This window comes from Pasteurella sp. XG20, from assembly GCF_018968665.1.
Lineage (GTDB): Bacteria > Pseudomonadota > Gammaproteobacteria > Enterobacterales > Pasteurellaceae > Pasteurella > Pasteurella multocida.
On the sequence record NZ_CP076656.1, the window covers coordinates 31,389 to 56,254 of the forward strand.

General features: G+C 42.9%; 16 protein-coding genes. 13 read left to right on the forward strand and 3 right to left on the reverse strand.

The genetic code is table 11. From position 1 onward, the window contains the following. The first annotated feature begins 287 nt into the window (after positions 1 to 287). From KPF51_RS00135 to mutS, 13 genes are all read left to right on the forward strand, one after another. A complete protein-coding gene (locus KPF51_RS00135; protein WP_061406276.1) occupies positions 288 to 1,895 on the forward strand; it encodes an SrfA family protein in 1,608 nt (535 codons plus the stop codon). A 24-nt stretch (positions 1,896 to 1,919) separates the two neighbouring features. Beyond that, positions 1,920 to 4,994 carry a virulence factor SrfB gene (locus KPF51_RS00140; RefSeq protein ID WP_005755436.1) on the forward strand — a complete coding sequence of 1,025 codons (3,075 nt, stop codon included), beginning with the start codon at positions 1,920 to 1,922 and terminating at the stop codon, positions 4,992 to 4,994. After that, positions 4,994 to 7,654 carry a putative virulence factor gene (locus KPF51_RS00145; RefSeq protein ID WP_061406275.1) on the forward strand — a complete coding sequence of 887 codons (2,661 nt, stop codon included), beginning with the start codon at positions 4,994 to 4,996 and terminating at the stop codon, positions 7,652 to 7,654. The genes KPF51_RS00140 and KPF51_RS00145 overlap by 1 nt, the downstream gene beginning before the upstream one ends. A gap of 18 nt (positions 7,655 to 7,672) precedes the next feature. After that, entirely contained in the window at positions 7,673 to 8,641 is a 969-nt protein-coding gene (locus tag KPF51_RS00150; protein WP_005724822.1) for a hypothetical protein, read from the forward strand. Between the two features lie 40 nt (positions 8,642 to 8,681). Next, complete coding sequence (locus KPF51_RS00155) at positions 8,682 to 10,706, forward strand: vWA domain-containing protein (protein ID WP_005724824.1); 2,025 nt, start codon at positions 8,682 to 8,684, stop codon at positions 10,704 to 10,706. 18 nt (positions 10,707 to 10,724) lie between these two features. Next, the gene (locus KPF51_RS00160; RefSeq protein ID WP_005724825.1) at positions 10,725 to 11,432 is read left to right on the forward strand and encodes an ABC transporter ATP-binding protein; all 708 of its coding nucleotides are present in this window, start codon (positions 10,725 to 10,727) and stop codon (positions 11,430 to 11,432) included. Between the two features lie 10 nt (positions 11,433 to 11,442). After that, the gene (locus KPF51_RS00165; RefSeq protein ID WP_005724826.1) at positions 11,443 to 12,669 is read left to right on the forward strand and encodes an ABC transporter permease; all 1,227 of its coding nucleotides are present in this window, start codon (positions 11,443 to 11,445) and stop codon (positions 12,667 to 12,669) included. After that, on the forward strand, positions 12,662 to 14,197 hold the full coding sequence (locus tag KPF51_RS00170; protein ID WP_010907362.1) for a formylglycine-generating enzyme family protein: 1,536 nt from the start codon (positions 12,662 to 12,664) through the stop codon (positions 14,195 to 14,197). The genes KPF51_RS00165 and KPF51_RS00170 overlap by 8 nt, the downstream gene beginning before the upstream one ends. Position 14,198: 1 nt before the next feature. After that, positions 14,199 to 14,930 (forward strand): hypothetical protein, encoded by a 732-nt coding sequence (locus KPF51_RS00175; RefSeq protein ID WP_005752308.1) that lies wholly within the window; start codon positions 14,199 to 14,201, stop codon positions 14,928 to 14,930. 3 nt (positions 14,931 to 14,933) lie between these two features. Further along, positions 14,934 to 15,416, forward strand: coding sequence for a hypothetical protein (locus KPF51_RS00180; protein ID WP_005736678.1), 483 nt, complete (start codon positions 14,934 to 14,936; stop codon positions 15,414 to 15,416). Between the two features lie 61 nt (positions 15,417 to 15,477). Beyond that, entirely contained in the window at positions 15,478 to 16,938 is a 1,461-nt protein-coding gene (locus KPF51_RS00185) for a VWA domain-containing protein (protein ID WP_061406273.1), read from the forward strand. 12 nt (positions 16,939 to 16,950) lie between these two features. Next, on the forward strand, positions 16,951 to 18,369 hold the full coding sequence (locus tag KPF51_RS00190; RefSeq protein WP_061406272.1) for a hypothetical protein: 1,419 nt from the start codon (positions 16,951 to 16,953) through the stop codon (positions 18,367 to 18,369). A gap of 131 nt (positions 18,370 to 18,500) precedes the next feature. Next, on the forward strand, positions 18,501 to 21,083 hold the full coding sequence (gene mutS, locus KPF51_RS00195; RefSeq protein ID WP_005724843.1) for a DNA mismatch repair protein MutS: 2,583 nt from the start codon (positions 18,501 to 18,503) through the stop codon (positions 21,081 to 21,083). A gap of 55 nt (positions 21,084 to 21,138) precedes the next feature. Here the strand turns inward: mutS and KPF51_RS00200 are convergent, their stop codons facing one another. From KPF51_RS00200 to KPF51_RS00210, 3 genes are all read right to left on the reverse strand, one after another. Beyond that, positions 21,139 to 22,917, reverse strand: coding sequence for a DUF4209 domain-containing protein (locus KPF51_RS00200; RefSeq protein ID WP_061406271.1), 1,779 nt, complete (start codon positions 22,915 to 22,917; stop codon positions 21,139 to 21,141). 16 nt (positions 22,918 to 22,933) lie between these two features. Beyond that, positions 22,934 to 24,067 (reverse strand): anhydro-N-acetylmuramic acid kinase, encoded by a 1,134-nt coding sequence (locus tag KPF51_RS00205; RefSeq protein WP_256447823.1) that lies wholly within the window; start codon positions 24,065 to 24,067, stop codon positions 22,934 to 22,936. A gap of 126 nt (positions 24,068 to 24,193) precedes the next feature. Next, the gene (locus KPF51_RS00210) at positions 24,194 to 24,862 is read right to left on the reverse strand and encodes an NAD(P)H-dependent oxidoreductase (RefSeq protein ID WP_005724847.1); all 669 of its coding nucleotides are present in this window, start codon (positions 24,860 to 24,862) and stop codon (positions 24,194 to 24,196) included. Between the last annotated feature and the right edge of the window lie 4 nt (positions 24,863 to 24,866).

A 24,866-nucleotide genomic window follows, 5' to 3' on the forward strand; every position in this document is an offset into this window, starting at 1 on the left:
TCATCAGAATTTGTCGTGTATATTAACTGTATGAATAAACAGTATCAAGTGCTTTTTATCAAATTTGTGGGATTTCTCGCAAAATAAAATTGTGCTATCCGTCAAGTTGTTAGTTTGAAAGTGCAATTTTTGTTTTTTATATCCTTGATATCAATACAAATCTTAGTGCTGTAAAAAAGTACAAATTCTTTGCATTTCTGCGGCAAGCTTATTAAAATCGTGTGAATGTAGTGCAATATTTATAACGTTTTTGTATTTATTGTGATCAGGTTGAACAAGGATAATCTATGTTAAGTGCTTTATTACGTAGCGGTGATGTGAAAAATTACACCGCACTTGGACAAGATGGAACTTCCGTTTATGCGGTTGCTTCGCAATTGCGTGATGCCATTAAGTTTAGAGTCAAGGATGCGAATGACAAAACAATAGGTAAGCGTTTTGCCAATTATTTAGCCATCCCACAGCGTAATGATCAGGGGAGCCAAATTGATTGGTATGTGCCTTTTGAATCTGATCGTGCCGACGGTAAATATATGATTATTCCTTGGACATCCGCTACAGATGAAGAACGCGCGGCAGCTTTTGCTGAATTGAGTCAATTTGAGCAAGCAATGTTGCAATTTGGGCTCAGTTTGAAAAAGAGTGATAATTTGCAAGGTGATCTCTTACTTTTTTCACGTTTGTTGTGCGGTAACCAACATCCTGAGGATATTCATGATCCTGAAAATCTCAAAGCCTTACGTTTTCCTAATCCTGACTATGTGTATTTAGTGAATAATCGCCCAGTGATCACTTTCTGGGGATTTCTAGAAAAAAATACCGAAGCGTATGGGCATCCTTTCTTACGTTTAAAACCCGTTGTGCGTGAACCAGCTGCGCCTGTAATTTCTCCTGAGCCTGCGAATATCGTTGAAAAGAAACCGTGGTGGCGTTGGTTATTATGGTTACTGCCCTTCTTACTATTGGGATTACTTGCTCTGTTCTTTTTGCGTAGCTGTAGCACCACGAATGTTGATCTTGCCAAAAAAACAACGCCAGTAGAAAAAACATCCTTGAGCGCAACAGAACGCCTGATTTGTTTAGACGGGCGTTTGTATCGTTTTACGCAAAATAAGTGGGTATATCAAGACAATGGGCAGATCGTCACAGAGAAGGCATTAATTACACGCTTAACGAAAACCACGACAGCAAATTTAGAAAAATGTGACCGCACTTTTGTTGCTGAACCCGGCACAAAAGTTGTTGAGAAAGTCGGGAAAGTGACAGGTGATGTCGCACACACTGAGCTCAAATCTGTTGCAACAACAGACTCTTCTCTCGCGGATAAAACCATGCAGCCAAATTTGACCGAGAACGGGAATACAGCAGATAAGACACTTGATCCGTTAAAAGCAAATGAGCCGACCTCTCATTCTGATCGTAACTCGCCAACGGCTAAAGAAGATAAAGAAGATCCTGTCGCTCATCAGACGAAAGATCTGACAGCAACGCAAAATCCAGCACAAGATCAAACATTGACGAATAAGCCATTACAGATTCCTGCAGAAAGTAGCAAAACAGGTAATGTGGATTTCCTTAATGGGAAATGGAATGCGGGCGCTGGAATTCAAGATAAAACCACGGGCAAACCGCTTCGTCTCAACTATGAATTTGAAAAAGGAAAAGGAAAAGTCCGTGTGGAACGTGGAGATGGTGTGCAATGTGTTGGTGATGTGAACGCGGCGATGCGTGGTGGCAGTTTAAGCATTGCAAACACCGGTATTGCCAATTGTAGTGATGGTTCATTCTATCAATTACCGAGTGTTAACTGTAAACCCGATGTAGCGGGATCGGCGGACTGTGAAGGCGAATATGGTTCAGGGCAACGTTTCCCAATGTCCATGAAAACCCCTTAAATTGACGAAAAAGAGAGAATAAAAATGCTCCCAGAATTACATTATTTAGGTAAAGAAGTATCGCTAGTGATGAATAGCGGTATTCAGTTTATTGATTTTGGTTTGAAGATTGATTGGAAAGACAGGGAATGGCGTGACATTGCTAGCGGCTACTTTATTTCTTCTGGTGAGAATGGACCGTTACGTCGTTTAATTGAAGATAAAGTCCGTGATGGCTATTATGACCCCACGCAACCCGGTCGGATTGTAACCCCTGAACAAGATATCAGTGTAGAACATTCCTTTACCTTATTTGATGGCGTCTGGTTACCGATTCCTTTTTTACGTACTGTGCCTCCTGATCGTTTTGATGAAGGTCCTTATAACTGGGCGCGTGTGCGTGTTATTCGTTTAGAGAACCCAGATCAAGAAGGTCATACTCATCGTATTACCTTTGCTTTTGATACGAAAGTTTTTCCCAATAGCCAAAATGTGGCTTATTTAGCGCCGACAGAGGAGGATGTGCGTTCTGGTGTCGTATTTGGTTTCGCTCACCAATCCAATCAGATGTCCTGGTTTTTAGATTTCAAATGGGTGAATGAGTGGCTGTTAGAAATTTTCAAAGAGCAGGCGCATAGCATTCGCTTAACCGACTTTGAAGAATTGTCCGATGCGATTACGCTGAAAAATCATCAAGCTCATTATCTGAACATTTTAGCGATCTTAGGCACCTGCTTATCCATGCCAAACATTAAGGTGGTTTCGAAAAAAGCGGATGACATTGTGGAAGCGATTCCGGTGGATATGGTGTTAGATGTAGGGAATTCGCGGACGTGTGGCATTTTAATTGAAGATCACAAACAAGAAAAAGACGGTTTAAAGAAACGTTATGAATTGGAGTTGCGTGATTTAAGCAGTCCAGAGCGGGTGTATAACGAGCCTTTTGAAAGCCGCGTGGAATTTGCTCAAGCCTTTTTTGGTAAAGAACATTTTTCGGTCCAAAGTGGACGTCGTGATGCATTCCAGTGGGCAACGATTGGACGAGTGGGCAAAGAAGCGGCGCGTTTGGCAAGCCGTCGTAACGGTAACGAAGGTGCTACGGGTTTATCTAGCCCTAAACGCTATCTTTGGGACACGGAGCAGTATGGACAAGGTTGGCGCTTTAATAGTGCGTATGTGAAAACCGATCATGAACCTCACGCCACCGCAGAACCGTTGTCTGGCTTAATTAATGAATATGGCGAGGCGCTACATATTCTCGATGACAATATTGATGACGAATTTGAGCGTAAAATTCCGGTTTTCCACCCGAAATATTCACGCAGTTCATTGATGACATTTATGTTATCTGAAGTCTTGATGCATGCCTTAATTCAAATTAATAGCCCGACACAACGTGCTAAGTTAGAGCATTCTCGTACACCGCGTTATTTACGTTCGATCATTCTGACGGTGCCTCCAGCGATGCCGAAACCTGAACGTGAAATTTTCCGTAACAGCGTGTATCAAGCGATTGGACTCGTTTGGAAAAGTTTAGGTTGGGATAAAAGCGATGAAGATCTCAATTTTGACTCGAAAGACAGTCGTGAAAGTTATTGGCCAATGTTGCCTGAAGTGGTAATTCAATGGGATGAAGCAACCTGTGGGCAAGTGGTGTATTTCTTTAATGAAACCCAGAATAATTATGGCGGTCGTCCAGAAGAATTTATTGAAGCATTAAGACGTAGCGATAACCCAGAAAAAGGCAAAATTACCATTGCGACAGTAGATATTGGTGGCGGAACTACAGACTTAGTAATCAATGATTATGCTTTAGATTATGGAGGGAATTACGCTACAGGCGGCAGTAACGCACATATCGTCCCGACCCAACGTTTCCGTGATGGTTTCAAAGTGGCGGGGGATGATATTTTACTTGATATGATTCGCGATGTGGTGGTGAATTCTCTTGCCAAAGGTTTAAAAGAAAAAGGCATGCGTGAACCTGATTCCATTTTGTCTAAATTAATTGGTTCAGAAGAGCGCTCAGTACAGGATAAATTATTGCGTCAGCAATTAACCCTTCAAGTCTTTATGCCTATTGGGTTACGTGTTTTAAAAGAGTATGAGAATTTTGATCCTTATTACAGCGAAGCCAGTTTAACGGATCTGCGCTTTTCGAGTTTGTTAAGTGAGGTGGAAGCACCAACAGAAAACGTCTTAGATTACATTAATGAACCGATCAGACGGGAATTAAATGATCCGCATTTCAGTATTTTAGATTTACCGCTTGAGGTGAATTTACGTGAGATTCATAACCGCTTTGTGCGTGGCGATTATTACGATATTTGTAAAACGTTTAACGCGTTATGCGAAGTGATTAATTGCTATCAATGTGATGTTCTGTTATTGACGGGACGTCCTTCGCGTTTACCCGGTGTACAAGCCTTTTTCCGCTCGCGTTTACCACTGCCGGTAGGGCGTATTTTGCCTTTACATAATTACCGTACCGGTAACTGGTATCCTTTCCACAAACAGGGTCGTATTGATGATCCTAAAACCACCGCGTCTGTCGGTGCAATGCTGTGTTTTTTAAGTACTCATCAGCGCCTACCGAACTTCTATTTGCGTGCCACGGCATTGGTCGCCTATTCAACCGTCAAATACATTGGGTTACTGGATAACAATAACGTGATTAAAGACAGCAATATTTACTATCGTGATATTGATCTGGATAACCCGGATTATGAATTACCTGATACCCATTTTGAAGCGCGTGGGTTAGCCCGTTTAGGCTTCCGTCAATTGAATGTAGAGCGTTGGAGCGCCACACCACTGTATATTTTGACGATTGAAGATGATGCGCTAAATCGTGAGTTAGCGAATGGTGGGGTGTTGGATATCACTTTGCGTATTAAGAAAGCATTAGGTTTAGCGTCAAAACAAAAAGAACGCATTGAACATTTTGAAATCGCCAATGCCGAGTTAAAAACCTTAGATGGCAAAGTGAAAAAAATCCGCTTAAGACGTAATGATCTGGGTGAGCCACAAATCAAATTGAGTTTGAATACCATGACAGATGCCGGCTTAAAAGACAGCCTTTACTGGTTAGATACGGGCAGCATTAAACGGGAGATATAATGAGTAATACAGCAAAACAATTAGTGCAATCATGGAATGAGGTCTTTACTGCATCACAATCAGCAATTGATTGGATTGATGATGTACGCCCGAATGTTGTCCGGTTAAATAACGAAGCCGACAGTTTAATTTTAGAACTGCGCCGTTTGCGTAACACCGCAAAACGTTTAGGCGCGGTGTCGGATAAGCCGATTACAGCGGGTTTCTTTGGCTTATCCCAAGCGGGTAAATCCTTTTTAATTTCTGCCTTGGCGGCGGATGAACGGGGTAAATTGGAAACCTTATTTGATGGGCAAAAACTGGATTTTATTAAACATATCAACCCACCAGGTGGCGGAAAAGAAGCAACAGGGCTAGTGACCCGTTTTACCCGTAAAGAAACCAAAGGGGTAGCAGGCTATCCTTTAGAACTGCGTTTATTCAGTGAAATTGAAGTGGCAAAAATTCTGGTGAATGCCTATTTCAATGACTTTGATAAAGAACGGGTGGAATACGAAATTACGCAATCGCGTATTAATCAATTAGTGAAAAGCTTAAGTGGGCGAGTTTCGGCGAATTTAGTGCCAGGTGTTAATCAAGATGATGTAGTCGATTTGCAAGATTACGCCCAAGACAGTTTTGGCAAGTCGTTATCAGTGTTACAAGGCAATTATTGGGCAAATGCGACCGCACTTGCACCTTATTTAGCGATCCAAGAACGTGCCACGTTATTCTCGATTCTTTGGGGTGAAATTCAAGAGCTGACCGATATTTATATTCAATTCGCTCATTCTTTAGCACGTTTAGGTCATCCTGAACGTGTGTATGCGCCGCTTAGTGCTGTAGTGAAAGAAACTCCTGAAGGGGGCTTATCTCAAGCGGACAGTATTATGAACGTGGATATGCTAGAGCGCTTAGGTACCGCGCGTGATGAGCAAATTGATGTGCGTCCCGCACAGGGTGAAGAGGTCGGGGGAGCGGTGACAATTTCGTTAGCAGAATTAACCGCACTGACCGCGGAGTTAGTTTTCCCCTTGATGAATCCAACGCGTGTGCCTGCGGTTGAGCGTGTCGATTTATTGGATTTCCCGGGGTATCGTGGACGCTTGGCAATTACGTCCTTAGCAGAAGTGAAAGAGGGTAATCCAGTATCTCAGTTGATCTTGCGCGGTAAAGTAGCGTATTTATTTGAACGTTATACAGACAGTCAAGAAATGAACATCTTGATTGTGTGTACGCCATCAACTAAACAATCTGATGTCAATAGTGTCGGTCCTGTGCTTGAGCGTTGGATCCATAAAACACAAGGCGAGAGTCCAGAACAACGCGCGGAACGTAAACCGGGCTTATTATGGGCGATTACGATGTTTGATATGCGTATTAGTCAGGATTTAACCAAAGAGGAAGAATTATTAAAAATTTCTTGGGGTTCGGGTGGTTTATTAAAACAAACTATTTTAGAACGTTTTGGCAATTATGACTGGTTTAATAATTGGGCAAATGGCAACCCGTTTGATAATGTTTTCTTGGTACGTAAACCCGGCTTTAAAGTCCCTTTCTTAAATGTCGAAGGGGAAAACGAAGTCAGTATCAATCAGAGTGAAACTGCACAACTTGCCTTGTTAAAACGCACGTTTTGTCAAGATCCCGATATTCGCAAACATATTGCTCAACCAGAAGAAGCTTGGGATGCGATGTTATTACTGAATGATGGTGGGATGAAACGCATTAGCCAGTATTTAGAAACCATCGCCCTACCTGAAGTGAAAGCCCATCGTTTAACCGAGCAATTGAACGAACGGATTCACCACTTTGTCGAGAATCGTTTTGCGAGCTGGTATCAAAGTGATGGCGAAGAAGAAGTGGCGAAAAAACGACAATTAGCCAATGCGCTCGCAAAAGAACTACATCCACAAAATCCACGTTCTCTTTGTATGGGCGAATTATTGCGTCATCTGCAGTTACCGGAAGAAACAATACGCTCGCTGTATTTCTCTGATTTAGATGACATATTAGGCGAAGAAGAGGTTGAACAAACCTATTCACCGGCAGAAGAGTTCGATTTATTTAGTGATCCAGCCCCAGTTACCACGACCACGCCACAACGTATTGAAAAAGTGGAAGAATCACGCTTTGCACAAGCCGTGTTCAAGGCGTGGGTCAGCCATTTACGCAATTTAACTGCTGATCACCGTTTAATGCAATATTTGGGCGTGTCAGTAGATAATGTCGAAAATGTTGTCAATGAATTGGTGACAGGTGCGACAAGATTAAAATTGCAAGAGCAATTGTCGAAAATCGCGTTACGTAATGAACGTAGCGGGAGCAAACGTGATCAATTGGCTGAGCGACAAGTGTTTACCATGAATACGGCTATTGCTGATTTTATTGCTTGGTTAGGCTATTCAGACATAGCACTAGAACAACGTCCAGCCAGCAGAGTGTTGGCGGGGCAAATGATTTTTGAACAACGTCCCGTTGAGCAACATAACGGCTTACCAAAATTGAATGATCATACCAGCAATTATGATGATAATTATCGTCTAGATTGGCTTGTGGCATTTGGGCATTTTGCCGTAAATAATGCAGGACATAGTGCCGGACGTGAAATGAATGCGGCACAAAATGCACAGTTAGGGAATGTGTTACGCGCTTTCCGTGCCGCACAACTGACAGAATAACAAGAAGAGGAATTGACGGTGTTACGAATTGAATTAAGAGAAGATAGCCCGGGCTATGCACAATTGAGTGCACGGAAATGGAAAGGCAGTCATGAAGTGGAGCTTGCCGTTCAACGTAATCAAGACAGTCATTATTTTGCGGGTGAGGATAAATGGACGCCAGAACCGGTTTGGCATAAAACCACTGAACTGAATGTAGTGGGCGATGCGTTACAAGGACGAATTGGTCCTTGGCTTGTTGACGGATTAATCCGCCAAAGTGGCAATGTCCGCTTTTTATTACAAGTACGCGATGGTCAAGTGGAAGACAGTGGTCCATTGAGTTTAATTGGTAATATCTTAGCCTCTTCTGCCGGTGGTGATTCATCACGTGAAAGTGATGTGAGAGAAATGACACCTCCGGTACAAGTGGAAGAGGCACCTTCTCTGGTTGAAGCGGTTGAAATTGTTGAAACACCAACGGTGGAAACGCCGATTGAAGATGTCCCAGAAATACCGTTAAGTCATGAACCAACAGTGGACATGGCGCCAACACCGGTAGAACCGAAGAAAAGTAAGACAGGACTACTCATTGGCTTATTGGTGTTACTCTTAGGGATTGGGGCGGCAGTCGCGTATTTCTTCTTTGGTCATCAATCTGATAAAACGGCACCGCCAGTCACGGGGGAATGCAGTATCGCAAACAGTAGCGATGAACTGGCGTTTATTCAATCTTGCTTAAAAACAAAACCAAATAATCAACGCTTGTTAGACACTATTGCAGAAGCAAAAGCAGCCAATAAATGTAGCATTGCACAACGTTTATACGCACATCAAGCGCAAAGTGGCAATGTGGAATTGGCGGTTGCTTATGCCAAAGAATATGCGACAGGCAGTCCTTGTTTTGCATTAGATAAAGAGAATGCGATCTATTGGTATGAAACCGCATTGTCGATTGATCCGAATAATGACGCCGCGAAAAAAGCCTTAGCGGAATTAAAAAAATAGATCGACTGGCAGACTGAGTGCCGAATATTGAGAGGAACGTATGACAAGATTGAATTTGCTGCCCTTTTATGTGTTATGTGGCTTACTGCCCTTGAGTTTGCATGCACTGGCGGAGCAAAAGCCGCTATTGCAAGAAGGGAAAACCACCCTTTATCAACGTGTATTGAGTACACCCAGTTGTGAGCTGTTAGACAATCAACAGGCAACATCGGGGAAAAAAATTCCCGCGTTTTCTCGTTACTACGTGTATAAACGTGAAAATCAGGCAGGGAAAAGCTTGGTGCAAGTGGGTCCCGATACGTTTGGTAAAACAGTGGGCTGGCTTGATGAAAGCTGTGCAGTGCCTTGGCAGATGCAAATGACACTGGTGTTTACTAATCCCGCAGAACGTGATCCTTTACTCTTTTTTAAAGACCGAAGCGCGTTAGATCAAGTGATTAATGCCGAAGATCCTGTACAAGTGGTCAATCCAATACGTCAGGCATTGACTGCAAATAAAGCGCATCCTGCGGTGTTAGCACAAGAGCCAAGTGAATTTGTTGATTTTCAGAAAAACTTCTATTTGCTACCGATTTTACAAGGCGAAGAAGTGATGAATGCCAAAGGGTTTTATGAGCGTGCTTTAGAAGTCGCCTCAGTTAGTAAACAAGAAGGAACATTAACCACATCGCCGACTCGCACAGAGACCAACACAAAGACCGTGTCATCGGATGCGAAAAAAACGGCGACGGCGGATAACCCACAAGAAGTGACGGGTTTTCGTGCCGCAGTGGTGTTTGTGATTGACTCGACGATTTCGATGGATCCTTATATTAATCGGACGCGAGAAGCGATCAAACAAGTGTATGATCAAATTGAAAAAGAGAATTTAGGCGAACAAGTGAAGTTCGGCTTGGTGGCATTCCGTTCCAGTACTAAAGCGGTTAAAGGGTTAGAATATACTTCAAAAATGTTTGTAGATCCGACTACCGTGAAAGACGGGAAAGACTTTATGCAAAAAGTCGCCTCATTAAAACAAGCCAAAGTGTCGAGTAAAGAATTTAGTGAAGATGCGTATGCGGGGATTAACCAAGCACTGAATGAAATTCAATGGAATCAGTTTGGCGCACGTTATATGGTCTTGATTACTGATGCGGGGGCGATTGAAGGCGATAATCCGATTTCCACCACAGGATTAGATGCTAAACAATTACGCTTAGAAGCCCAACATCGCGGTGTGGCGATTTATGCCTTACATTTAAAAACGCCTTCTGGCGCGAAGAATCACGAACAAGCGCAAGCACAATATACCGATTTAGCCTTTAATCATTATTTAAATAAAGCGCTGTATTATCCAGTGAATGCCGGTGATGTAAATGAGTTTGGTGAGAAAATTAGCACCTTAGCGAAAGCCCTCACAGCACAAGTGAAATTGGCTTATCGTGGTGAAATGGCGGCAGGCAGTGCATTAAGTGCGGTCGAAAAAGAGAAAAAATCTGCGCCAGCGCCGACCTCTGAAATTGAGCAAGACGCTATGTTGTTAGGGCGTGCAATGCAACTTGCTTATTTAGGCGGCGAGAAAGGAACAAAAGCCCCACCAGTGTTTAAAGCGTGGATCAGTGATAAAGATTTTGCCAAACCAACTGTCCCGACGGCTGAAGCACGTGTGTTATTGACCAAATCACAATTAAGTGACTTGAGTGATGTGGTGAAAAAGATCGCTGATGCCGCCAATGAAGGCTTAATTTCACCCAATGATATGTTTGCACAGTTACGTTCTGTGGCTGCGGCAATGGGACAAGATCCAAGTAAAATCAAAGCAGAAAGTGCAACGAAAATTGCTGATTTGGGTTTATTAGGGGAGTATCTTGACAATATTCCTTATAAAAGCCAAGTGACATCTATTGATGAGGACACTTGGAAAGGCATGAGCGTACAGGAACAAGAAAAGTTCATTCGTGAACTACACAGTAAATTACGTCATTATCGTGTCTTTAATGAAGATCAAAGTCGTTGGATCTCTTTATCAGAAGGCAGTGATCCACGTGATTTTGTTTATCCCGTGCCTTTAGAAGCCTTACCATAACAAACAAAGGGTGAGATTGTGCTTTGTATTGAAAATATGTCTGTGACACGGGGAAAAGGGGAACAACGTTTCACCGTGTCTTTACCGACCCTGCATCTCGCGGATGGAGACGTCTTGGCGATTCAAGGTACAAGTGGTTGTGGCAAAAGCACCCTATTGGAAATGATCGGTCTGATTCTTCAGCCTGAGCAGCTAAGCGGTTTTCAATTGGGCAAGCAAGGAGCACTGTTGGATATTCATCGTCTGATTCAACAGCAAAACCAACCCGCGTTGGCTCAAATTCGCGCAGAGAAACTCGGGTTTATGCTACAAAATGGCGGATTACTGCCCTTTTTAACCGTTGCACAAAATATTGAATTGCCGAACGCGTTATTGCAGAGCTCCGTCGATCAGCAATGGGTTGCCTTCTTGTGCCAAGAATTGAATATTGGACATCTTTTAACAAAGTACCCAAAACAACTGTCGATTGGCGAGCGTCAACGTGTCGCTTTTATTCGCGCAGTTGCACATAAACCCTTAGTTTTATTGGCAGATGAACCTACTTCTGCGTTAGATCCTCATCATGCTGACGTGTTGTTTAGTTTGATTTTAGAGCTGGCGGGACAGCAGCATATTTCTGTGTTATTGGTTACTCATGACTGGGAATTGGTGAAACGTAAGCAGCTGCGAGCCTTGAGTGCCAATTTACTTTCCCCACAACACGCAATTTTTACTGACATCAGCTGAGAGAATGAATATGCAAGCAATCTCTTTTGGGAAAAAAATCCGCTTATTAAGCCAATTAGCATGGCGTGATCTCCGCTATGATCGCAACGTGTCGTTTTGTATTATTGCTTCCTTGATTGCCGTGATTGCACCCTTATTGCTTTTATTCAGCTTAAAATATGGCGTGGTTTCCCAATTACGTGCACAGCTGATGAATGATCCCCGTCACTTAGAAATCAAAATCGTGGGTAATTTGAATTTATCTTCTGAATGGTTTGCTTGGCTACAACAGCAACCCGAAACGCAGTTCGTGATCCCCTTAACCCGTTCACTGAATACGATTGTTGATTTGCGTAGTGATACACGCCATTTTGTATCTGATGTCGAACTCTTGCCTACCGCACCCAATGACCCTATTTTAGCCCCGCTTCAGCTTCAACAAAAAAAAACGGTGGTATTAACGGCCTTAGCGGCTGAAAAATTACAAGTGAGATCGGGAGATAAGATTACCTTACTGGCAACGAGAAACTATGCGGGGTTGACGGAAAAAGGACACCTCGAACTGATTGTGGAAAATATCCTACCAGAAACCCGTTTCTCACGCCCGGCTGCCTTTGTGGATTTGGAAACTTTAGTGGGCATTGAGGATTTTCGTGATGGTTTTCAAACAGACGTCTTTCCTGCTATGTCAGGGCAAGTGAGAGAGCAGACAAGAGAGACCTTTGCGAGAGCGCGTATTTATGCCAAACAGTTAGATGATGTGGCGTTGTTGGCGTTGAAATTGCGTGCGAAAAATATCGATACACGCACAGAAGCTAAAGCCATTGAAAATGTCAAAGCGATTGATGCTGTTTTAAATGTGATTTTTCTTGTCATTGCCGTCACCTCGATTATGGGCTGTATTCTGTCTTTGGTGGGGGCATTTTTAGCCAATATTGATCGCAAAAGAAAAGAAATTGCCGTCCTACGCTTGCTCGGATTTCAATCAATTGGCGTGATGGGCTTTTTGATTTTACAAGCAGTGATTTTAAGCAGTGTGGCTTTTTTGATGTCTTACTTATTTTTTGTTGTGGGAAGCCAATTGTTTAACCATATTTTAACCAACAATTTGGCGGATACGCCTTTTATTAGTCATTTGCAGTCATTGCATTTAGTGTTTGCGTTTATGATTGCTTTTATTTTATCGGCGATCGTCGCTGCTATTGGTGCAATACGAGCCATTCGGATTCAGCCCGCGGAGAGTTTACGAGATGTGTAAATATGTATATACCTTATTGAGCTTGTGTGTGGTGAGTAGTGCAACACAAGCCGCTTGGGAAGAGAAATTTTATAACCCTCAGCCGTTAGAGAATGATGTCATTTTGCCGTTGCCCTGTGAGGGAAATATGGTGTTTCGCGTGGTGAAAACCAATACGCAACAACCTTTAGAAGACACCTTAGTGACATTAGGGGGAAATCGTGAACAAGATGGTTATGCAGAATATGCCACCCCAAACTATATTGCGGGTGGATTTGCCGATAAAGACAAAGAGCGCTTCTTTTTGATGGCGAAATATGAAGTGACCGAAGCACAGTATCAGGCGGTGATGACGGAAAAATGCAATACGCCCACATTAAAGGGATTGTTGCCGATGACCAATATCACTTGGTTTGATGCCATGACGTTTACGCAGAAATACAATGAATGGTTACTGAAACAGGCGAAAGGCGCGTTACCGACAGAAGATGGGGTCGCAGGCTTTGTGCGTTTACCGACCAACGTGGAATGGGAATTTGCTTCTCGTGGTGGTGTTGCCGTGACACCATCGGAATTTCGTGAAAATACTTTCCCAATGCAAGACGGCTTAGTCAACTATGCTTGGTTTAATAATGCCAAATCGGCGAATGGTCGTTTGCAAGTGATTGGGCGTTTAAAACCGAATCCATTAGGGCTATTTGATACTTTAGGCAATGCCAGTGAAATGATGTTTGACAGTTTCAAAATGAATAAATTAAGCCGCTACCATGGTCAAGAAGGGGGCGTAATTGTTCGGGGGGGCAGCTATTTAAAATCAGAAGCTGATGTGAATAATGTCTTACGCTTAGAAATGCCTTTTTATGACCAACAAGGCGCAAAAAAAGCCAAAGATGTGGGCTTCCGTGTGGTGATTGCCGCACCGTTACTCACGTCTAGTGAGCGCATTAAATCCGTTGAAAAAGCGTGGGAGGCATTGGGCAAAGATCATCAACAACCTGAAAAAGGGGAAAATAGCAAGATTGTGGATAAGCTAGAAGAACTGGCAAATAACACGGTAGATGAAAAATTAAAACAAGAGCTCAATAACACTAAAGAGCAATTGCGTGCGGCGAATTTAGAACGTGATGAACAACGGGATTCTGCCGTGCGTTCTGCCTTACAATTGGGGGCATTTTTGTGTGCCAACGTGTCAGATTTACAAGGCGAAGTGGAGCAAAATAAGAAAATTCTCGAGGCAATGACCGCACTTTATCCCAACAGTGAAAAAGAAACGAATGCCAAAAATCGGTTAGCAGAATCAGAAAACGCACGGGATTTTGTGTTGAAGTATTATGCTGATACAATCGTGGCAAGCTCAACAACGTATAATAAACAAACAATTGAAACACAGGTTTCACGTACGAATGCTATCGTTAGCAGTAGTGGAAAAGCAAACTTAACACAATATGTTAATCTTTACTGGCGACATCTTGAGCAATATTATCAAGATAACAAGATCAGCCGCCAAGCATGGTTAGAGAAATGTACTCAAGTCAAACAGGGGAACTAATATGATGAAAATGAAACAATCACGTAAATCTATTTTAGGTGTACTCACGCTTTCAACTGCCGTGGTGCTCGCCGGTTGTCAAAATACCGGGGGCAGTTATTTTGGCTCGCAAAGTAGCCTCTCTACTGGCGAAGAAGCCGAGTTCTTTAGCGATTCAGGTTGGAATGCTTGTGCATGGGGGGCCGCAGGTGGTGCGGTATTAGGTGCAGGTGTTGCACTGTTATCGGGTAAAGATGCAGGCACGGCGGCAGCGGTCGGTGTTGCAGGTGCGGCAGCAGGCTGTGGGGCATTAATGGGAACGAACTATTATCTGGAAAAACAGCGCAAAGCCTACGCTAAAAAAGAAGATCGTTTGAATGCCTATATTGCTGAAACGCGTAAAAATTCGGACATGGTGAGAAAAGCCACTGCAAAAGCGAAAACGCAGCTAGATAGAAACAATAAAACACTCGTGAATTTAAACAAGCAATTAAAATCGGGTGCGATTCAGCAAGCAGATGCGAAAAAACAACTTGCACAAATTGATGCGGATATTAAAGCGGCACAAAACAATTTAGCCTCCATGAAAAAACGTGCACAAACATTGCGCGAGGTGGCGAGTAAAGAAAAATCCAGTGGTTTGAATGTCAGTCGATTTGAAGCCGAAATTGCAAGTCTTAATAAACAAATCGCGACTTATGAGCGTTTAGTCGATGCTTCGTCTAAACAGCGTTCTGCAATTCAAATAGGATAAACTATGAAAGGATTAAAATTATCATTATTAGTGGCGAGCTTGACGGTATTAACAGCGTGTTCCGTTACGCCAGAACAGTGCGACCCAAGTGTTGAGTCGAGTGTATGGAATAAAATGGCATGTACGACATCAGGCAGTTATGATCATCGTGTCAAAGAAAAAGAACGGACGTTGCAAAGTGAAAAAGACAAGCAAACTGCCTTGAATAAAACTTATGCAGACACACAGAAAAAAGCCAAAGCCACTGAGCGCGCTTTAGCGAAGAAGAAAGCTGAACTTGCTACATTGAATAAATCGGTCACCGATTATGCAGCGCAATTGAAGCAAAAAGCCAAAGGCAAAGAGGATGTCCTTGCTGAAGTGAGAAAAGTCGAGCAGCAATTAAAGCAAGTGAATGGTTCTGCCGCGAGTGAAGAAGCCAAACAGGCTGAAATTAAAGCATTGAAGCGTAAGCTTGAAGCATTACAGGCGGCAAGTGGTATTTAACACCTTTTAAATAGGCAGTCACAGGGCTGCCTATTTTTTATCATGTTTATTGGAAAGAAATATGCAACGTTTAGCTCGAGTTCCCCTTCAGCAAGAGAATCAAGCCGCAGTCGCGCTACTATCGCATTATGATGAACTGATGCAGATTATTGTGCGCTATTTGCCGCCGAGTACTGCTACGTTATTTGCTCGTCCTGAAGTGCAATCCGATGGCAAGATCATCGAATGGTATAGTGAATTAGAAGGACAAGCTTATTTATTTCATGCGAATCAGGTTGAAAAGCAACAACGCGATAGCGTGCTGACACGGATTACCCAACGACTGACAGCCATTGAGCAGTTAAATGCAGATCTGTTAAAAAAAGGGCTGATCAGTCCCACACAATCTGAGCGACTGAGGTTATTGGTCGAGGGCGCAAGTCATGACACAAAGCAAATCTATGTGATCAATAATGAACCCGTGATAACCGGATGGGGCATGGGTCAGAAAGTGATGCCACCAGCCTCCCCGCCTGTGGCACCAATCAATCCGGCAAGTCGCACTCGTTGGCTATGGCCTTTCTTGTTTCTTTTATTGTTATTGGGCTTATTGCTTTGGTGGTGGCTGAATACTAAGCAACCAGCAAAAACGCCTGAGGCAGTGAATTCGCCACCCGTGCTGACACAACCTAAAGTCCCTGAGCCAGTTGAAGTGGTGAAACCTAACGAACCTAAAGTGGAGGAGACGAAACCCTTGGAGGTTGTGCCGCCGCCGAAGCCTGAGCCGGTTGCACCAGAAAAAGTGGATGACCCGCCTAAGGTGACGGAGAAAACACCAGCGCCACCGGAAAAAGTCTGTTCTATCTCAACAAAACCAGGCGAGAATCCACAAATGGTGATTGTGTTTGATAATTCACGCTCCATGTTGTATTCCTTGCTTGAAAGTAAACAAACGCTCGCCGATTTTGAGTATCGTTGGGTTCGTTATTTAACCTCAGCAGAAGAAACTGCCCATATCCGTCGCTCACCGAATCGGTTAGAAGTGGCGAAGCAGTCTTCTGCCAGTATTATTAATAGCATTGCGAAAACTGTCGATATTGGACTGGTGGAATTGAAAGGTTGTCCGACAGCGAATAATCATGGTTATTATTCACCCGCGAAGCGCAAACAGCTACGTGCCAAAATTAATGCGATGCAGCCGGCACCAGATAGCGATGAAAACAGTGGCGGTACCCCATTATATAGCGGACTAAAACAAGCCGCTGCAATGGTGGATGGTAAGAAGCGCGATGGATTTATTTTACTGATTAGCGATGGTGAAGATTCGTGCGAAACGGGCGATGTTTGTGCATTAGCGCAACAAATTGCCAAACGGCAACCCCGTCTAAAAATCAATGTGGTGGATATTGGGGGGGCCAAAGCGGCAAACTGTGTGGCAAAAGCCACGAAGGGAAAAGTGTTTACTGCCAATAGTCAAAAACAATTAGTGAATATGATTAATCAAGCGGTAAAACCGATTACAGAAGTGGAAGTGTGTAAGTAATCAGAGGAAAGTATGCAACGTTTAGCCTTTTTTACTCTTCAGAATACTCATCAGGACGGGATTAATTTACTTTCTCGTTATGATGAAATTGAGCGTATATTACGTCGCCATTTACCCCCAAGCACAGTGGATTTGTTTGCACGACCAGACATCAACGCCGACGCAACAAGGGTGGAATGGTACACCGAGTTGCAAGGACAGCCACATTTACTGGGCAGTAGTCAAGCTGATCAGCAACAATTAGCGCAAGTTCAGCCCTTTATTCAGCAATGTTTAAAGGTGATTCGTCATTTGAATCAAGATTTAACGGCAAAGGGGCAGCTGACGCCCGAGCAGTGTACCTTGTTAACGCAGTTTGTCGAAGGGGCTGAACACAATACGATACAAGTGTATATGGTCAATAAGACACCGGTTATCACAGGTTGGGGACTTGGTGAGCGGAAACCTGAACCTGTGCCTGTCGCCCCTGCACCGTCCAAACCAATGCGGTGGTACTGGTGGTTACTGCCATTATTGCTATTTCTGTTAGGTGTATTACTTTGGTGGTTTTTTTGGCGGACACCAGTGGTCGAAACGGTAAAAGCGCAGCCAAAACCAGAACCGCCACCGGAAACGCAGCCGATCAAAGAAGCGCCACCTGTCGAATTACCAAAAGTGGAACCTCCTAAAGTCGAGCCACCTAAAGTTGAGGCACCTAAAGTTGAGGCACCACCTGAAAAAGTGTGTCGCCAGAAAATTATTCCCGCGCAAGCGCCACAAATGGTGATTATCTTTAATAATGCTTCTGGGATGCGTTATACCATTAAAGAAGGCATTAAAAAAATTGATGATTTTGATCGACGCTTAGAGCGTGAAGCTGTCCCGCGTAAAGAGATTGATTATATGTATCGTAAGCCGAATAGATCGACCGCATCGAAAGTCGCGGTCAATAACATCTTAGCGTCGATTGACCCGCATATTGATATCGGTTTAGTGGAACTGAAAAGTTGTTTGACTAAAAAAACAAAGGCTTCTGCCGCTGTCGCACACGGAGTATTTTCTGCGCAACAACGGGAGTCTTTGAAACAAAAAATCAATCAAATGAAAGTGCGTGAGAATCAAGTACCGGGCACCCCAATTTATGAAGGATTGGAAAAAGCCCTAACAATGGTGGATGGAATTGAACGCGATGCCTTGATCCTACTGATTACGGAAGGTAATGGCGATTGTACTTTCCGTGATCCTTGTCAGCTGATTCAACAAGAAATCCAACGCAGACCGAAATTGAAAGTGAATATTGTCAGTATTAATTCACCATGGAATGCCACAGACTGTTTAGCCTCGCTCAGCGGGGGACAGATCTTTAATAGTGAGGTGAAAAGTGAATTACAACTTACCGAACTCATTAACCAAGCAGTGAAATCGGTCCAAACGGAAGAAATTTGCGAATAGCGCTTTTCCATTCCTATTCTTCAGGCGATCAGGCGGTCGCCTGATTTTTTTGCGAGCAGAAAGCGGTATTTTGTCTTGTGATTTTATGCGAAAATAGAGCGCACTTTCTGATGATTTTTTAGAGATAAGACATGGATAATTTAGACTTGCACACGCCCATGATGCGCCAATATTTGGCGCTCAAAGCCGAAAATCCCGATATTTTGTTGTTTTATCGGATGGGTGATTTTTATGAGCTTTTTTATGACGATGCCAAGAAAGCGGCGGCGTTGCTAGATATTTCCTTGACTAAACGTGGACAGTCCGCTGGGCAACCTATCCCAATGGCGGGCGTGCCTTATCATGCAGTAGAAGGTTATTTAGCCAAATTGGTGCAATTAGGGGAGTCGGTGGCGATTTGTGAGCAAGTGGGTGATCCGGCGACTTCAAAAGGTCCCGTTGAGCGCCAAGTCGTGCGGATTGTCACCCCCGGTACCGTGAGCGATGAAAGCCTCTTACCTGAACGGCAAGACAACTTGATCGCCACGGTTTACCAAGAAAAAGATCGCTTTGGTTTGGCAGTGTTAGACATCACCTCGGGGCGTTTTCAAATCAGTGAGCCCGAGGATCGCGCGAGCTTACAAGCGGAGTTACAGCGCATTTCACCTGTAGAGTTATTGTATTGTGAAGACTTTGTGGACATGGCATTGCTTGAGCCGTTTAAAGGGTTACGCCGGCGTCCTATTTGGGAATTTGAACTCGGTACGGCAATTCAATTACTCAATCGTCAGTTTCACACCAAAGATCTGCGTGGTTTTGGGGTGGAAAAAGCCATTTTGGGACTCTGTGCGGCAGGCTGTTTGTTGCAATATGCCAAAGATACCCAACGTACGGCATTGCCGCATATTCAAAGCCTAACCTTATTACAACATTCAGAACATATACAATTAGATGCCGCCACGCGCCGTAATTTAGAGTTAACCCAAAATCTTGCCGGTGGCAGCGAAAATACCCTCGCCTCGGTGCTCGATAAATGTGTCACCCCTATGGGAAGCCGTTTATTGAAACGCTGGATGCATCAGCCAATTCGTCAGCATGAAAAACTCATGGTGCGCCAAAATCGGATTACTGCCCTTTTGCAACAGGATTTGGTAGCAGCGATTCAGCCTTATTTACAGCAAATCGGCGATATGGAACGGATTTTAGCCCGTGTCGCTTTGCGCTCGGCACGTCCCCGTGATTTAACTCGTTTGCGTACTGCCTTGGAACAAATTCCGTATTTGCGCGATATTCTGGCACAACAAACTTCGTCAGATTTGACCGCACTTTTGCAGCCAATCGGTGAATTTTCAGCGCAGTTAGATTTATTACAGCGTGCCATCATTGATAATCCCCCAATGTTAATTCGTGATGGTGGCGTGATTGCTGAAGGCTACAATGCGGAACTAGATGAATGGCGCAGTTTATCGGATGGCGCCACACGCTATTTAGAAGAACTCGAACAGCGTGAGCGAGAAAGTACCGGGATTGATACGTTAAAAATCGGCTTTAATGCGGTGCATGGCTACTATATTCAAATTAGCCAAGGGCAAGCCCATAAGGCACCGATGCACTATGTGCGCCGCCAAACCCTGAAAAATGCAGAACGTTATATTATTCCAGAGCTGAAAACGTACGAAGATAAAGTGCTGAAAGCCAAAGGCGCTGCATTAGCGTTAGAAAAACAGCTTTACGAACAATTATTTGATGAGTTATTGCCACATTTAGGGGCGTTACAACTTGCCAGTTTAACTTTAGCGGAACTGGACGTGCTCACCAATTTAGCCGAACGAGCAGAAACCCTCAATTATGTCGCGCCGCAATTTAGCGATGATATCGGGGTGCATATTCAGCAAGGTCGTCATCCTGTGGTGGAACAGGTGCTCAATGCGCCCTTTATTGCCAACCCGGTTGAGCTTCACCCGCAACGTCATTTATTGATTATCACAGGACCGAATATGGGCGGGAAAAGTACCTATATGCGGCAAACTGCCTTGATTACATTAATGGCGTATATGGGCAGTTTTGTGCCTGCGGAAAGTGCGGTGATTGGTCCCATTGATCGTATTTTCACCCGTATTGGTGCGTCAGATGATCTAGCGTCAGGACGTTCGACCTTTATGGTGGAGATGACCGAAATGGCAAATATTTTGCATCAAGCCACCGCCAACAGTTTGGTGTTAATTGATGAAATTGGACGCGGTACTTCCACTTACGATGGGCTTTCTTTAGCGTGGGCTTGTGCGGAATGGTTGGCGAAAAAATTACGCTCACTGACTTTATTTGCCACTCATTATTTTGAGCTGACGGTGTTACCTGAACAACTGGCGGGTAGTGCCAACGTGCATTTAGATGCCATCGAGCATAATGACACCATTGCTTTTATGCACGCGGTGCAAGAGGGCGCCGCCAGCAAAAGTTACGGTTTAGCCGTGGCGGCATTGGCGGGTGTACCACAATCGGTGATTAAACTGGCGAAACAAAAATTAGCGCAATTAGAAAAACTGTCGCAACAAAATGCCGATCAACGTATCCAAGACTTACGTCAGCTCAATCAAACACAAGGTGAATTGGCGTTAATGGAAGAAGATGACAGCAAAACAGCCGTTTGGGAAATGTTAGAAAAACTCGATCCTGACGAACTCAGCCCAAAACAAGCGCTAGCGTATTTGTATCAGTTGAAGAAGTTGGTTTGATAGGAAAATAAGTACAATAAAAGCCGATTTATGTATCGGCTTTTTATATGAGCCTCTAGATATTTCTAATGATGACTCGTAATACCATCCACCAAGCATAGATACAAGTATACGAGTTACTATCCCCATCATCTAGCAATCCATGAGCAACTTTATTTCTGAGGTTAGCACCTAATGGATGTGTAAATACCGCTTGGAGTTCGAACCACAGATCGTCTCCTAAAAGCTTTCTGGATTGTTCATCATCTAATAAAGAAGAAAGGCTTCTCTCATTTTCTTTTCCATCCGGATCGGTATGGGTAGTAATTACGCCATTATTTTTGAGACATTGTCTGATCATATTCTCTACTTGTGGAGTCAATAAATGTATTGCATTGCCAAAATTATATTCAAATCCTTGGAACAGTGCTTCTGCAACAGAAATGACTCTATTATCAGGCACTATGCGGGAGTGTTTACATAAAGAAATTAAGATTTCTTTAGGTATAGCATATTCACTTTGAAGTTGCATGAGTGCTGGTTTTATAAACGTAAAAACTTCAAATTTCATATCAATCACTGGAAAATCATGAATTGTTTTTAGAAAAATAACTTGGTCTTTGTTTTCCTGTGTCAAAGGTGGGATTTCTTGAATTAATCTACCATCACTAGAAAAACAAGAATGGCTGGAAAGATTCTGGAAAATTGTTTTGCTAGCTATGCCTTCTGTTCGTTGAAGTATACTATTTAAATTAAAAGGTGAGACTCCAGAAAAATATCCTAATGCTAATGATATGTCATTTTTATTTGCAACATGTGCAATAGCTACTTGTTTTAGTTTAGAAACATCTATTTCCGGTGTTTTTACAAGAGTAAACTCATCAATCATTGATTGTGCTGATGTATTTATCCGATTTATAAGATTATTTAGTTTTGTATCATCAATACAAAATTTATTCCTATATCTTTTGGGGATTTTTCTATAAAAGAGTAAAGCTTGCCTATAGTTGTGATTTGCAGTTATGTTACTGTGAGATTTATTTAGATCGCCTTGTTCTTCGTGTAATTTTCCTAAGAGGTGATCGCATTCCGCAATTTTTTCTGAATTTTGTATTTTTTCAAAGATACTTTTAGCACCTGAGATGTACTCATTTTTTGCATTAAAATAATTTTCAAATTTTTGAGATAGTGTTATTTCTAAAAGTTTTTCTCCTAATTGTTGAAGAATACTATTATCTAATCCTGTATTTAAAATGATTTCGCTAATGCGTAACGTATGAAAATCCCAATGTATTGAAGCATTTTCAACTTCTTGTAAAATTTTATTTTTTACTTCCTCTAATATTGTTTGGTCTTTTAGAGATACGCTTAAATAACTAGCACGCTCCCATAAGTCATAAATATCAAGATAAGAAAAGTTATTTGATGCTTCAATTGCAAGGTAGCTCTTAATCGCAGTAATACAGTGTTCTCTTTTCTTAGGTTTAGCATATATCCATAAAATATCGGCAATTCTTGCTTTTAAAATAGGTTGCTCAATTTCTTCTAGAATATCAGCTAAAGAATCAAGTTCTTCACTTGTTAATAATGTAGGTGTGAAAATAGGGTATGGGTTAGAACAAGATGCTATGAATGGTTCATTTCTGCTAGTTGGTTGAAGGGTTGGTGATGTTACTTTTGCTAATAATGTTAACGTCTCTGCTATTTTTTTATCTTTTTCCTTATTAGCTTGACTACTAAATGCAGAGGCAATTTCAAATACTGAATATGGTTCATTCGGTCTTTTAAGAAGTGAAAATACTTCTGTACATTTTTGTTTTAATATTTCCTTTTCACAAAACTCAAGGTTAGGCATAAACTTTTTCTCCTATTTATATAGACACACTCTTTTCCTTCGGATAAATTGCCCCTAAACTGACCGCACATTTTGCCCCTGTTACGCTCGGTAAATTGCCCGGGAGGTCATTGAGGCGTTGATAGGCGAGCCACGCAAAAGCGGCGGCTTCTACATAATCGGCATCTAAGTCGTAGTCATTGGTGGTTTGCACTTGCCATTGTGGCAGTAAGGTGGTGAGGCGTGCCATTAATAGACAATTTTTCACCCCGCCACCACACACTAATAAATGGCGATCTAATGCCGTTTCAATTTGGTTAAGCTGATCCACAATACTTTGCGCGGTGAGTTCTACTAAGGTTGCTTGTACATCTTGTGGTGAAAGTGCGGTGTGTTTTTCTAATTTTTTATTCAGCCAAGCCAGATTGAATAATTCGCGCCCTGTGCTTTTTGGTGCGGGAAGGGCGAAGAACGGTTCATCGAGTAAATCAGCAAGTAAGTCCGTATTTACTTTACCTGATTTCGCCCATTCTGCATCTTTATCATAGGCTTTGCCTTGATGCTTTTCGATCCACGCATCGAGCAACGTATTGCCCGGACCTGTGTCATAGCCAATGACCTCTTCATTTGGTAGTAAGCGAGAAATATTGCTGATCCCACCGACATTTAACACCACGGTCGCTTGATTTGGTTTCCGAAATAAGGCTTGATGAAAAGCCGGCACCAGTGGCGCACCTTGTCCACCGAATGCCATATCTTTGCGACGAAAATCTGCCACCGTGGTAATGCCCGTTTTCGCTGCGATCAGGTTAGCATCGCCAATTTGCATAGTAAATGGATAGTGGCTGTTTGGGGAATGCCAAACGGTTTGTCCGTGGCAACCAATCGCCGTGATCTGTTCTGGGGAAAGTCGATGTTTTTGTAAGAATTGTTGAATGCACTCGGTATAGAGTAAACCCAGTTGGTGATCTAACTCACCTAAGGCTTGTAAAGTGGTTGCGCCGGAGTTACATAATGCTGAAATCTGTTGCCGTATTGCGGGTGGCATTGGGTAAAAATCCGAATGGATAAGTTGTGGTTGCACACAGGAAAAATCCATCAATGCCAAATCCACTCCGTCTAAACTGGTGCCTGACATGACCCCGATATAATACATAGTTGCCTCCTTCATTTCAGCTTGCGTGAATTTCATTATAGGGGAAGGGGAAAAAATAGCCAAAGTTTAGTTTTCAAGAGCCATAAAAAATAGACGCCATAAGCGCCTATTCTTGGTTTTCTTTCGCTAAAATGCGGGTTGTTATCTTACCCACTCCACCACGTCATCAAAGGCTTGGCGTGTTTTGGCTTTTGGCTCGTTTAAACGGTAACCAAAGGCGATCATCACACTCAGTTTATAGGTTTTCGGATCATAAAGTCCTTGTTCCACAAAAATATGATCCATTTTTTCCAATGGGAAACCTTCAATTGGGGTTGAGTCGATGCCGATCATTGCCGCACTGGTCAGCATATTTGCCAGGGCAATATAGCTTTGACGACACGCCCAATCGTAAAAGGCTTTTGGATTCTCAGTTAACGCAAAATCCTGTTCGCTAAACGTACGATAGAAATTTTGGCGGATTTTGCGCATTTCTTCAGGGATATGGTGGATATCTCGCATCATATGTTGCACATATTCACCATCAGCAAGTAAGGTCTCTGGTTGGCGCACTAACACTACCACAAAATGGCTGCAATCCATCACTTTATCTTTCGCACCCCAAGCCGTATCACGAATTAATGCTTTGATTTTTGGGTTTTCAATCACTAAGAATTTCCACGGCTCGAAACCAAATGAGCTCGGCGACAGGCGACCTGTTTCTAAAATAAAACGGAAATCCTCTTCACTGATTTTTTTGCTTGGATCATAGGCTTTGCAAGCGTGACGAAAGTGAAAGGCATTGAGGATATCTGTTTTTGAAATGGACATGGTT